The 13,478-nt window shown below is 48.2% G+C and carries 9 protein-coding genes; 7 read left to right on the top strand and 2 right to left on the bottom strand.

The features are described from left to right. Nucleotides 1-35: 35 nt before the first annotated feature. The 5 genes from AC1XTG_RS23995 (at nucleotide 36) to AC1XTG_RS23975 (ending at nucleotide 6,021) form a co-directional block, all read left to right on the top strand. Nucleotides 36-1,076: a sugar phosphate isomerase/epimerase family protein gene (locus tag AC1XTG_RS23995; protein WP_056291506.1), complete on the top strand. Its 1,041-nt coding sequence runs from the start codon at nucleotides 36-38 to the stop codon at nucleotides 1,074-1,076. A 93-nt stretch (nucleotides 1,077-1,169) separates the two neighbouring features. Next, nucleotides 1,170-2,327 carry a Gfo/Idh/MocA family protein gene (locus AC1XTG_RS23990; protein ID WP_056291504.1) on the top strand — a complete coding sequence of 386 codons (1,158 nt, stop codon included), beginning with the start codon at nucleotides 1,170-1,172 and terminating at the stop codon, nucleotides 2,325-2,327. Between the two features lie 84 nt (nucleotides 2,328-2,411). Next, nucleotides 2,412-3,914: a sugar ABC transporter ATP-binding protein gene (locus AC1XTG_RS23985; protein ID WP_484843724.1), complete on the top strand. Its 1,503-nt coding sequence runs from the start codon at nucleotides 2,412-2,414 to the stop codon at nucleotides 3,912-3,914. Between the two features lie 130 nt (nucleotides 3,915-4,044). Next, nucleotides 4,045-4,992: an ABC transporter permease gene (locus tag AC1XTG_RS23980; protein ID WP_056291501.1), complete on the top strand. Its 948-nt coding sequence runs from the start codon at nucleotides 4,045-4,047 to the stop codon at nucleotides 4,990-4,992. An 87-nt stretch (nucleotides 4,993-5,079) separates the two neighbouring features. Then, nucleotides 5,080-6,021 carry a sugar ABC transporter substrate-binding protein gene (locus AC1XTG_RS23975; RefSeq protein WP_056291499.1) on the top strand — a complete coding sequence of 314 codons (942 nt, stop codon included), beginning with the start codon at nucleotides 5,080-5,082 and terminating at the stop codon, nucleotides 6,019-6,021. Nucleotides 6,022-6,167: 146 nt separating this feature from the next. On the opposite strand, the gene AC1XTG_RS23970 is transcribed toward AC1XTG_RS23975, so the two are convergent. Then, entirely contained in the window at nucleotides 6,168-6,617 is a 450-nt protein-coding gene (locus AC1XTG_RS23970) for a DUF6934 family protein (protein ID WP_484843723.1), read from the bottom strand. A 134-nt stretch (nucleotides 6,618-6,751) separates the two neighbouring features. On the opposite strand from AC1XTG_RS23970, the gene AC1XTG_RS23965 reads away from it, so the two are divergent. Both AC1XTG_RS23965 and AC1XTG_RS23960 read left to right on the top strand, forming a co-directional pair. After that, nucleotides 6,752-8,119, top strand: a complete 1,368-nt coding sequence (locus tag AC1XTG_RS23965; RefSeq protein ID WP_484843722.1) for a Gfo/Idh/MocA family protein — start codon at nucleotides 6,752-6,754, stop codon at nucleotides 8,117-8,119. Between the two features lie 208 nt (nucleotides 8,120-8,327). Then, nucleotides 8,328-8,903 (top strand): DUF4136 domain-containing protein, encoded by a 576-nt coding sequence (locus AC1XTG_RS23960; protein WP_056291494.1) that lies wholly within the window; start codon nucleotides 8,328-8,330, stop codon nucleotides 8,901-8,903. A gap of 78 nt (nucleotides 8,904-8,981) precedes the next feature. On the opposite strand, the gene AC1XTG_RS23955 is transcribed toward AC1XTG_RS23960, so the two are convergent. Further along, nucleotides 8,982-13,340, bottom strand: coding sequence for an efflux RND transporter permease subunit (locus AC1XTG_RS23955; protein WP_484843721.1), 4,359 nt, complete (start codon nucleotides 13,338-13,340; stop codon nucleotides 8,982-8,984). Nucleotides 13,341-13,478: the final 138 nt, after the last annotated feature.

Below are 13,478 nucleotides of genomic sequence, written 5' to 3'. Positions count from 1 at the left end.
CTGATCAACAATTTAACTTTCAAACTTCTTAAACCATGCCTGAAAATAATTATCCCAAACTCCACAATGCCACCTGGCCTGGGATTGTTGGAAAGGGCTCTGACTCGGAGCCGATTATTTCTTTTGATACCATGCTCGAACATACTGCTGCTGCCGAGGTAGACGGTATCAAGTTCGATGGAATTGACATTGGTTTGTTTGATCCGCACGTGGGTATTTATATGAACACCGAAGACGGACCGAGACAACTTGCTGATAAGCTGAATGCATTGGGCCTGGAAGTGGGTAGCCTTGTTGCCAACGTTTGGGCGGGATCCGCAATGGGTACGCAGGAAGCGCGCGACGAGTTTGTCAATCAGGTACGCATAGCTTGTGAATTTGGCAAAAAACTGCGTGACCTCGGTGTTCGTAAAGGCGGCGTGATCCGCGTGGATTCTGCTTGCTCTCCCGAAGCCTGGGCTGCCGATCCTGCCGGAAATACCAAACAAATTGCTGAAACATGGCGCCGCGCGTGTGATGTTGCTGCCGATTTTGGTGAAAAGCTGGCTGCCGAAGGCGAGATCTGCTGGGGTGGAATGCACAGCTGGAAAACCATGATGGAAACATTGAAAGCTGTGGATCGCCCGAATATGGGATTCCAGGCGGATATGTCGCACACATTCCTGTACCTGCTCGGGTATAATGCACCTGAGGATCGTATCCTGCCCGAAGATTTTCAATGGGGAGATCGCGTTGCACAGGAGGAAGGTTTGAAGAAAATGACCGCTGCGTTACGTCCATATACATTCGATTTCCACGTTGCGCAAAACGACGGAACAGTACACGGAACAGGTTCTCACGATAAAACTGGTCGCCACTGTCTGGCTACCGACCCGAATGGTAAGCTCGACATCGTTCGCGATGCAGGTTTCTGGATGCGCGATGAAGATGGCAATGTGACCAAAGCCTTCCGCCACATCTGCTGGGACGGCTGTATGTTCCCGAACGAAGTAATGACTAACCAGCAAACATGGAATGATATCCTGGCCGCATTAATCAACGTAAGAAAAGCCCACGGCTGGTACCAGGAGGCATAAACCCATTTCCGTTGGCTCAAGCCGACGGAAATGGATGTTAAAATATCAATCACCAATCCCTAACCGTCGGCATTAGCCGACGGATCAAAAAAGATGGAGAAAAAAGAGATAAGAATAGCATTAATAGGAAGCGGGCTGATGGGACGCACGCATTCCAATGGATATAAAAGGATCGGGGATTTCTTCCCTGAACTTGAATACCGCCCTGTATTGCAGGCTGTTTGTTCCCGCAACGAAGAAAAAGTGAAAGCTTTTGCTGAGCAATGGGGCTACGCTTCTTACGAAACCGATTGGAGAAGGATCATCGAGCGCGACGATATTGACGCGGTCGATATCTGTACCCCCAACGATACCCACGCCGAAATCGCATTGGCTGCCGCCGCTGCGGGTAAAATGATCCTATGTGAAAAACCACTTGCGCGCACATTGGAAGAAGCCAGGAGCATGGTGGAAGCCATTGAAAAAGCAGGTGTGAAAAATACAGTTTGGTACAACTACCGTCGCGTGCCCGCTGTTACTCTGGCTAAACAAATCGTTGATTCAGGCAAGCTGGGACGTATTTTCCATTACCGCGCCAACTTCCTGCAAGACTGGACGATCAGTCCTGACGTACCCCAAGGCGGTGCTGCTACGTGGCGACTGGACGTAGACGCAGCAGGTTCCGGCGTAACGGGCGATTTGCTGGCGCATTGCATCGACACAGCGATGTGGATCAATGGCGGTATCAAAGACGTATCTGCAGTTACCGAAACTTTCATCAAAGAGCGCGTGCATTCAGGAAGCGGGGAGGTGAAGAAAGTAGGTATCGACGATGCCTGTATTTTCCATTGCCATTTCGATAACGGCTCACTAGGTCTCTTTGAATCAACACGTTATGCGCGTGGCCACAAGGCGCTTTATACATTTGAGATCAATGGAGAGCACGCTTCTATCCGCTGGGATTTGCATGATCTGAATCGGTTGGAATACTTCGATCACAGCGACGAATCAATCGTTCGGGGATGGAGATCTATCCTGGTTACTGATAGTGACCAGCCGTATATGAAGCGGTGGTGGATTCCGGGAACGAGCATTGGTTATGAGCATTCGTTCATCCACCAGGCTGCTGATTTCTTCGAGAGTCTGCAAACCGGAGAGCCTTGCTCACCAACTTTCAAGGATGCTTACGAAACACAGAAAGTGTGCGAGGCGGTACTTGACTCGGCGGCTTCCAGATCATGGAAGGATACCGGCGTAGAATGGGAAGGTTAACCTGATTTTTGACCAAAAATAAAAAGGGCTTTAACCACTTGCTGAGTATTCAGGTTGGGGTTAAAGCCTTTCTTAAATTGACTTATGCCGGATTTTATTCTTACTGTCAATCAACTTTCCAAGTCATTTTCGGGGATTAAAGCGCTGGATAATATCAGCTTTAATCTGCGGAGAGGAGAAGTGCATGCATTGATGGGAGAAAATGGGGCGGGTAAGTCGACGTTTATGAAAATCCTGATCGGGCTGCTGACGCCGGACTCGGGTGAGATCGTTTTTGAAGGTAAAAACCTGCACGACAGCAATGTGGGAGATACGCTCAAAAAGGGCATTTCGATGATCCACCAGGAGATCCTGATCGTACCGGAGCTTACAGTCGCGCAGAACATTTTTTTAGGGAGAGAAAAAGCATTTGGCGTAAAAAGAGGCTGGATACCAGGCTGGCTCGATGATTCAGCGATCAATGAAAAATCAGCGCAAATCCTGCAACAGCTCGGCGTCGACATTTCTCCCGACATCAAAATGAAACACCTGAGCGTTGCGCAGATGCAGATGGTGGAGATTGCGAAAGCGATTTCGAATGAGGCGAAGGTGATCATCATGGACGAGCCTACTTCTGCCATTTCAGATAAGGAGGTAGAAATGCTGTTCAAAATGATCCGTGACCTGAAATCCGAGGGCGTCAGTATCATTTACATATCTCACAAAATGGACGAGATTTTCCGCATTTCGGACAGGATTACCGTTTTGCGGGATGGGAAGTACATCGGGACAAAAAGCGCGGAAGAATTGAATCAGAACTCACTGATTTCGATGATGGTAGGGCGGGAGATCGGACAAATGTTTCCGGAGGGAAATGCGAGTATCGGAGAGGAAGTTCTAGCAGTTGAAAATCTGGGTAAAAAGGGAAAGTTTGCCAATATCAGTTTCAAGGTACATGCAGGAGAAATAGTTGGGTTGGCCGGATTAATGGGCGCGGGGAGAACTGAAATTGCGCGCGCCATTTTTGGTCTGGACAAAATGGATGAGGGAATGATCAGGATCTCGGGTGAAACCGTACAGATCGATTCTCCATTAAAAGCATTAAAAAATGGCATCGGTTATGTGAGCGAGGATAGGAAGGGTTTGGGGTTTATCCCAAGAATGTCTGTAAAGAATAATGTCACACTATCAAGCATGAAGCGCCACCAAAAAGGCATTTTCATTAACACAAAAAGCGAAGAAGCCGATACCGCGCAAATGATCGCCGACCTGCGGATTAAAACTTCGGGAATGGATCAGAAAGTGAGCACTCTGAGCGGAGGTAACCAGCAGAAAGTGGTGATTGGTAAAGTGTTACTAGCTGCGCCACAGTTGATTATATTAGACGAGCCAACCAGGGGAGTCGATGTTGGGGCCAAATTTGAAATATACAAACTCATCAGGAACCTGGCAGAAAACGGCATGGCGATCATTATGATTTCCTCTGAACTGCCGGAGATTTTAGGAATGAGCGACCGGATCGTCGTTTTATCAAAAGGCCGACAAACTGCAACGCTGTCAAGACAGGAAGCAACGCAGGAATTGATAATGAGGAATGCGGTTGTTTAGGGGCTGTCGGCAATCGGCTTTCGGCTTTTTTTGGCTGTTAGCCGTTAGCTTTTGATATTCATCCGTATAAAATTAACATATAAAAACACTAAAAAGCCGACGGCTGACTGCCGAAAGCCGAAGTTACCCTATGCTTTCGACTCAAAATTTTCGTTTCACCAAAGTCGGCCAGTACGGCATTTACCTGGCGTTTCTCATTCTCTGCGTTGTGCTGGCATTCAGTACCCCGCGGTTTTTTACGGTTTCCAATTTGCTGATTATCGGTACGCAGGTTTCGATCAATGCGCTGCTGGCATTCGGGGTGACGTTTGTGATTATTACTGGCGGAATCGATTTGTCTTTGGGATCGATGGTGGCGGTCACCGGCGTAGTCGCGGCCACTTTCGCACATCCGGATACTTATCCGCTTGCGGTTCCTTTGTTAGCCGGAATTGGCAGCGGATTGCTTTTCGGCGCATTCAATGGATTGGTAATTACGAAAAGTAAAGTGCCGCCATTTATCGTTACGCTGGGTACCATGACGATCGGCCGCGGCCTGGCTTTGATCATCAGTAAAGGAAGACCGGTTTCGAATTTGTCGGATACATTCAACTTCATTGGCGGGGGAAATGTTTTTGGTATTCCATTTCCGATCATTATCCTGATCGTCGCATTCATCGTCTGCACGGTGATTTTGAACAAGACTGTTTTGGGCAGATATATGTACGCGGTGGGTGGAAACGAGTCAGCCGCGCGTGCTTCCGGAATTCGTGTCGGGAATGTGAAAATGTGGGTTTACACGATCTGCGGGATACTATCGGCAATGGGCGGGATTTTACTTACAGCCCGGATCACAACTGGTCAGCCAAATGCAGGTGCCGGGTTTGAACTCGATGCAATTGCAGCAGCGATTATCGGCGGTACAAGTACCTCGGGAGGAACCGGTACGATGACGGGCACACTGATCGGTGCATTGCTGATCGGTGTGATCAGTAACAGTCTGGATTTGCTGAATGTGACTTCCTATTACCAGCAGGTAGTAATGGGCGTGATCATCATTGGTGCGGTGGTGCTGGATGGTTTCGGGAAGAAGGATTGATTTTAAGGAGAAAGGAGGAAAGGGAGGATGGAGGAGGGAAAATGTATTTAGTAAATTTTATTTTGAAAGCCGATAGCCGAAGTACCTATGAAAACCAACTTAATTTTTGCCGCTCTCATCGCCACTGTTCTTTTTTCAGGGTGTAATCAATCTCAGGATGGAAGTTCGGGCGAATCTTCCGGTGAGAAGCTGGTCATCGGCGCTACTATGCTGAGTATGCAGAATGAGTTTATTGTCAATGTGAGTGACGAGATGGAGGCGAAGGCCAAGGAGCTCGGCGTGGAGTTGATCACCGTCGACGCGGAACGTTCGGCTTTGAAGCAGGTAGAGCAGGTGGAAAGCTTTATTGCACAGGGCGTTGATGCAATTATAATGAATCCTTGTGAGGTAGAAGCCAGCTCGCCGGCGGTCAAACTGGCAATGAATGCCAATATCCCGATCATTAATGTGAATTCGGAAACCTCTGCTAAACCAACCGCATTCGTAGGCTCCGATGATACTGAATCCGCCCGGATTGCGATGCGATATCTGGCGAAAAAGCTGGGTGGAAAAGGGAATATATTGATGATGCACGGTTTTATGGGACAAGCTGCGCAGCTGAAAAGAGATAATGGAGCAAAAGAAATCCTGAAAGCAAATCCGGGCTTGAAGCTGCTCGCGGAGCAAACCGGCGAATGGGACCGCGCCAAGGGAATGTCTCTGACCGAAAACTGGATTCAATCTTACGGTTCACAGATCAACGCGATTTTTGCGCATAACGATGAAATGGGAATGGGGGCGGTAAAGGCACTGGAAGCAGCCGGCATCAAAAATAAAGTTATTGTAGTAAGTGTAGACGCAATCCCTGACGCATTGCAAGCCGTCAAAAAAGGCACATTAGACGCGACCGTCTTCCAAAACGCCAGAGAACAAGGCAGCAAAGCAATTGAAACCGCTGTAAAAGCAGCAAAAAAGGAAGCTTTTGAAAAGGAGGCTTTAATTCCTTTTCAGCTTGTGACGAAGGAGAATGTGGGGGAGTTTTTGAAGTAGGTTATTTTTTGTCTTTTCAAGGAGTGAAAAATCTACATTTTTTAGCTGCTCGCGGACTATTTTCAGCTTTGCCTCAACAAAGGCTTCAAGCGTAGGGTAGGTAATTACTTCCCTGGGGATTCTTCGTTTAGATTTATCAATGGTGTTCATTTTAATGTGCGTTTAAGTGTTATAAGAAAACCTACATAGTTAGTATTCGGGCTAAAGGATTCTTTATCCATTTGCCCGACCCCATAAATCTCATAATATTTTCTTGCTTCACGAAATTCTCGACTAATTATCGCTCTGTATAGCCTGGTCCTCACAGGAGTGCTGCCTGTAAAATAGATGGATCGAGACGGATCCTTATTCAGGAAAACTGATATCGTTTTAATAACAGTCGAGATAATCTTCTCCATATCTCCGTTGTTGCTGACTGTTAAGTCACATAATTCGCCATTAGGAAGAACATGCCCCAGACATAAGTTATACTTATTGCAATTATCCATCAAGGAGTACAACACAACCTTTCGATCTTCCTTCTGTTTCCCTTCACTTAAAAATTCAAAATAGCAGCACGATTCATCGTGTGTTAGCAAGTAAGATTCTGACTTCATAGAAAATTTGGATACTATTCTATTAGACGTCAGATCCTGTAAATGGTAACAAGCCGGATGTGGATCAAGTAAAATCAAGTCCTGCCAGTACTTTTAGGAGCATAGTTTTGGATTTGAACAAATAAAAATTCTGCATGAACACTTTCAATATCAACCGGCGCAGCTTTTTGCATGGTGCGACGGCGGCGCTGGCGCTTTCTACTTTTGGAGCAAGAGGAATGGACCTGATCAATCCCGCCAAAACCTTACGCGTAGGACTGATCGGAACAGGCTGGTACGGGAAAAGCGATTTGTTCAGGTTGATCCAGGTTGCGCCCGTGGAAGTGCTCGCACTTTGTGATGTAGATAAAAACCAGTTGAATGAAGCGGGTAAGCTGGTAAGTCAGCGGCAGAAATCGGGTAAAGTGCCAAAACTGTATGGCGACTACCAGAAAATGCTGGCAGAAAACGAAATGGATATTGTCCTCATCGGCACGCCCGATCACTGGCATGCATTGCAAATGATCGACGCAGTGAAAGCCGGGGCGCACGTATATGTGCAGAAACCAATCAGTGTAGATGTAATGGAAGGGGAGGCAATGGTGGCCGCGGCACGCAAATACAAGAAAGTAGTGCAGGTAGGAACGCAGCGCAAGAGCACGCCGCATTTAATCGACGCCAAGAAGAATATTGTTGATGCCGGCCTTCTGGGCAAAATTTCTCATGTTGAAATGTGCTGCTATTACCACATGCGCAACAATGGTAATCCGCCCGTAGAAGCAGTTCCGGCGTTTCTTGATTATGAAAAATGGACTGGTCCCGCACCGCTCAGACCGTACGATGGAATACCGCACGTTCGCTGGTGGCGTACATTTATGGAGTATGGAAACGGCATTACCGGTGATATGTGCGTACACATGTTTGATACCGTGCGCTGGATGCTGAAACTCGGCTGGCCTAAAAAGATCAGTTCAACCGGCGGCATTTACGTACAAAAAGAAGGTAAGTCCAATATCTCGGATACACAGTCCGCCATTTTTGAATACGATGAATTGAACTGTGTCTGGCAGCACCGCACCTGGGGTACTCCCAACAATCCCGATTATCCGTGGTCATTTACTTTGTATGGTGAAAAAGGCACGCTCTGGGCAAGTACCATGTCGTACGATTTTATTCCGCAAGGCAAAGGCGAGAAAATCCATAAGGATGTGGTCTATGAAAAAGAGAAATATCCAGAGGATATCAAGGAAGAAAAAATCGAGCTGAATGCAGCGCCTGCCACGCGGCTTCACATGCTCGACTTTCTGAGCGCGATTGATAATAACAGCAGACCGGTGGCTGACATTGAAGAAGGACATATTTCTACAGCCAGCTGTATTCTCGCAAATCTCTCCATGAAAACCGGCAGGCCTCTTGTTTATGATCCTGTAAAGCGCGAAATTGTGGGAGACAGAGAAGCTACCGGCCTACTCGCCCGCGCCTACCGTTCACCCTACGTTCATCCTGACTATAAAACCGTTTAGTTTAAATTAAAAGTTTGTGGTCCCCAAATACTTCCCAGTGCAACGCGCCCGGCTAAATCCGGGCGTTTTTTTGTTACTGTAATGAAATTTATATGCACGCATACCATTTTGTAAAAAAATGAGTTTATACATTGTTTTCCGATCATTTTAAACCTTTTACCCTCGGGAACTGTCAGATATATTAGTTAAACCAAACGTTCAATTGAAGATGAAAACCATAGTGAAGTTGATGAAATCCGCAGGTGTTGCGGTTGTGGCGGGAGTTCTGATTATGGCGTGCAGCCAGGCCCTTCAGGTCAGTTACGACTACGATTCATCAGTTAATTTAAAGCAATTCAAAACCTTCAAAGTAGAGGCAGAACATAACATTGAGAATGACCCTCTGCTAGGGAGTGAGTTGAACAGAAGACGACTGGGTGATGCAGTGAAAGAGGTAATGGAGTCCAAGGGTTATAAGTACGACCAGCAGAGCCCTGAACTGATTGTCAGATTTATGACAGACGTAAAAGACCGTCAGCAGGTACGTTCCAACAACATGTACTCGCCATATATGTGGTGGTACGGCGGTGGAAATAACATCTCAACCTACAATTACCAGGAAAGCCGCTTTATCCTTAATATTTATCAGAAAAACAGCGACAGAATGATCTGGCAAGGCTGGGCTTCCGGTAAGGTAAAAGCACCAACCAAAAAAGAAGATCGCGAAAGCATGGTTAAAAACACCATGTCCGATATCCTGAGAACCTTCCCGCAAGCCACGCAGGATACGTATAGCAGGAAGTAAGGTTTCAAGTTTTAATATCAGAGAAAAAGCCGCGGAAGCGGCTTTTTCTCTGATGACCCTAACCTTTTGTTTGTCACCCTACAAACTCTCCCCATTCCGATACTCTTCCGAAGCTTTCTTCACAATCTGATCACCCGCATGCAGGTCGCCAAAAACCTCTACCAGCGTATCGACTACCACTCCTCTTTTCACAGGTACCCATTCCGCTTTTTTGTTTTTATCACGAATTACAAAAACCTGTTCGCTCGAATTTACGACGGACGTTACCGGGACAAACAGCGTATTGGAAGTGCGTTCTGTATTCAGCAAAACCTGCGCGTACATGCCGGCTTTTAGCTCATTTGATTTATTGTTAAAGTCAAATTCCGTGATCATTGAGCGGTTTTCCTCCGATAAAGTCCGCGAGCTACGGGCATAAACTGCTGTATACTTTTTCTCCGGACTGGCCGAAACGGTAAATTTCACCTCGCCTTTTGAAGGAACTGCGCTCGACAGATTTTCCGGAATAGCCAGTGTAAGTCGCAGTTTGGTGTTGTCTTCGAGCATAAATAGCGGCTTTGCCGCACTTTCACCCGGCCCTACCAATGCGCCCGGACTAACATTCCGCTCGGTCACAATCCCGTCGAATGGGGCTGTCACAGTCAGGTACCTGGCCAATTCTGCTTTCGTTTCCATAAACGATTTCGCCGCCTGTACATTCCCTTTTGCTACAGCAGTCGCCGAGCTGTCGGTCAATACCCTAGCTTTTGCCAGATCGAGTTCATTGAGTGAAACTGCGCCTTCTGTTTTGTTGGTTCTTAATAACCGGCTGTAAGTCAATGCGCTGGTTTGAAATTTGGTAGTTGCCTCGTGCAAATTCGCTTCGGCTGCGATCACCTGCGCTTTGGCCTGGCTGAGCTCTGCCAATATCTCAGGCGCTTCGAGTACCGCCAGTACCTGACCTTTCCGCACCATTGTTCCCCGGTCTGCATTCACTGTTTTCACAAAACCCTTCACTTTCGGGTAAATGCTCACTTTGTTCCAGGGTTTCAGTTCGCCTGGCAATGCAATTTGCTTGGCCGGTTTCAAACTCTGTACCTCCGCAAGTTCCACAGCAGCAGGTTGTTCCGCTTTTTGCTCGTGTTTTTTACTCGTTTCTGCCTCGGAACTGCACGCACTCATTCCAATCGTAACCGTCAGAATGATAAGAAGGGATTTCAGGGTATTCATGGAAATGGATGTTTGAAGTTTTTTACGGAAAAAATTACTCTCAGGATCTTCCGGATCAAGGGACACGGAAAGAACGGAAGCCTTGCGCTGCACCATCGTGAAAACGGCCGGCAGGATTAACAGGGAAGCCAGCGTGGAGGCGATCAAACCTCCGATCACCGCCTGTCCTAGCGGCGCGATCTGGTCGCCGCCTTCACCCATACCCGACGCCATCGGCACCATACCCGCGATCATCGCGATACTCGTCATGAGAATCGGGCGGATCCGGGAGCCGGCTGCGAGTACAACTGCCTGGCGGGCATCCTGCAATTTCAGTCGCAGGTTCTCCGCATTGGTCACCATCAGAATCGCATTCGCAACGGACACCCCAACCGACATGATCAGTCCCATATAAGATTGCAGGTTCAGCGTCGCGCCGGTAAGCAATAGCAGCCCGATCGATCCTACTACCACCGCAGGAATGGTGGATAAAACCACCAGCGAAAGTTTGAAAGACTGGTAAGTCGCCGCAAGCAGCAGGAACATGATTACCACCGCGATCAGCAGACCGGTTTGCAGGCTGGTAAGCGTTTCTGTAAGTAGGTCAGACTGGCCTTTCAATTCAACCAGAACACCACGCGGCGGCTCGCCTGCATTCTTGATCGCCTGCTGCACAGCCGCAGAAGCTGCACCGAGGTCTTTTTGGTGAATGTTTGCAGTCACGGTTACTAACCTGTTCGGGCCTGCGCGGTCGTATTCGCCGGGCGCCGTCTTTTCAGAAAATGTAGCTACGTCGGCCAGCAGCGGGTTACTTACACCGGTTTTCAAAGGTATTGTTCCAATATCTTCAACTGAGGTCATCTGATATTCCGGGATCTGCACCTGTACCTGGTACGCCAATCCTTTTGAATCATCAAGCCAAAGGTTTTTATCCGTGAAACGGCTGGAAGATGTAGCAGCGACCATAGATCTCGCTACCTGCGTGGAGGTAATACCCAGCTGACCCGCGCGTTCCCTGTCAATTTTTACATCCAGAACCGGATATTGAAGCGGCTGGGCGATCTGAACATCGCGGAGGAATGCGATCTGCTGCATTTCTTTCCGGATCTTTTTGGCAAATCTTCCTGCTTCTTCCACGTCTTTGGCAGCCACGCTTACCTCGATCGGCGTGGAGGCACCCTGACTCATGATCTTGTCAACCAGCTCAATAGGTTCGAAGGAAATAGTCAGGTTCGGGATTTCTTTCCCAATTCTTTCACGCAGCTTTTCCTTTAATGCATCCATTCGCACCGGAAAATCCTCATGAAGCGAAACCTGCAGTACTGCCTCGTGCGGCCCGCTGTTGAACACGAAAATGTTAGAAGTACCGTAACTGGAAGGCACCGTACCGACGTAAGCCGAGGATATCTCAACGTGTTCTTTACCCACTTCCGATTTGATCAGATTGAGTACCTTCAATGTAGCCTGTTCCGTACGTTCCACCCGCGTTCCGTCGGGCACGCGCAGGCGCATTTGGAACTGGTGACTATTGGCTTTGGGTAAAATATCAGTACCGATCAGCAAAAATCCGCCGACGATCAGCAATACGGTTCCTACCAGATAGACCGGCACAACGAGCTTGCCGCGGTTCATGATACCCGACAAAAGGCCCAGGTATTTCAGTTTAAATTTCTCAAAACCCGTAGCCGGCAGTGAAGGGTGCGCACCTTCTTCAATCACATCTGAAACTTCCTGGCTATCCAGCGCCAGCGTAGGCGCCTCGTGGTGCGGGTGATCTTTCAAAAGCCAGTTGGCTAGTACCGGTACCAATGTTTGGGATAGCAAAAACGAAGCGATCATCGCAAATCCTACCGCCAGCGAAAGGGGTAAAAACATCGATCTCGGAATGCCGCTCATGACAAATGAAGGTGCAAATACAGCCAGAATAGCCAGCAGGATCAGAAACTCAGGGAATGCAATTTCCTTACAGGCATCCCAGATCGCCTGTTCCTTTGGTTTGCCCATTTCCTGGTGCTGGTGGATATTTTCAATGGTAACCGTAGCCTGATCGACCAATACACCAATCGCCAATGCAAGCCCGCTCAAAGTCATGATGTTGATCGTTTGTCCAAACAGGTTCATCAAGATCACTGCGGACAAAATAGAGATCGGGATCGTCACAATTACGATGATCACACTGCGCCAGTCGCGGAGGAAAAGCAGTACCATTAACCCGGTGAGCAATGCACCGAGGATACCTTCCGTGATCAGACTTTTCAGCGAGTTGGTCACATATACAGACTGGTCAAACTCATAAGATATCTTCACATCTTCCGGAACCGCATTGCGCAGCTGGGGCAATGCAGCGCGGATATTGTTCACTACATCCAATGTAGAAGCATCCGATTTTTTTACAACCGGAATATAAACCGCGCGGCGACCGTTAATTAATGCATAACTCACCGTCACGTCAGCACCATCTTCCACGGTACCTACATCGCGGATAAACACCGTTGGCCCCGCGCCAACGCGGATCGGGATATTGAGGAAATCTTCGGGTTTTTTGATCAGGGAATTGACGGGCGTCATCAAAGTCCGGTCGCCCATGCGGATGTTACCGGCCGGCGAAGGCTGGTTGTTGGTAATAATGGATTTGATGATTTCTTCCGGCGTCATATGGTAGCTCCGGATCCGCTCGGGATCTACGCGGATTACGATCGTGCGCTGGTTACCTCCAAATGGCGGCGGACTCGAAACACCTTCGATCCGGCTGAACATCGGCCGCACCCTCGACGAGGCGAAATCCTGAATTTCATTCAATGAACGCGAGGCACTTTCAAATACCATTTGCCCGATCGGCACAGAGCTCGCGTCAAAACGCACAACCTGCGGCGGTACCGTACCTTCGGGCATATACGCTTTGGCCCGCGACACATTATTCGCGACCTCAGCCGCCGCCTGCGCCATATCTGTTCCGGGATAAAAAGAGAGTTTGATCAGCGAAAGTCCCTGGATCGTTTTCACATCCACATCCCGGATTCCCGAAACGTAGAGGAAGTGATCCTGGTAACGCGTGGCAATAAATCCGTCCATCTGATCCGGCGCCATCCCGCCATAAGGCTGCACCACATAAATGGTCGGTAAATCCAGATTTGGGAAAATATCCACCGGAATGCTGCGGATCGACAGTACAGAAAAAAACAGAATGCCGATGACAATCACCACAATGGATATAGGCTGTCGCAGGGCGGTTCGAATGAGTTGATACATAGTGGTAGCTCGTGAAATATGTTAATGTTTTTAGTTATATGTTTTGTCACCCTGAGCGCACCGGGCCGCCGGGCGGTCAAAGCACTTGGTACAATGTGTTTTCATGATAACTTACCCTTGTCACCCTGAGCGCAGTCG

It is taken from the genome of Dyadobacter sp. HNCC25DJ183, assembly GCF_056895175.1.
The sequence above is the reverse complement of the archived record's forward strand: the minus strand, read 5'-3'. Positions and strand labels throughout refer to the sequence as shown.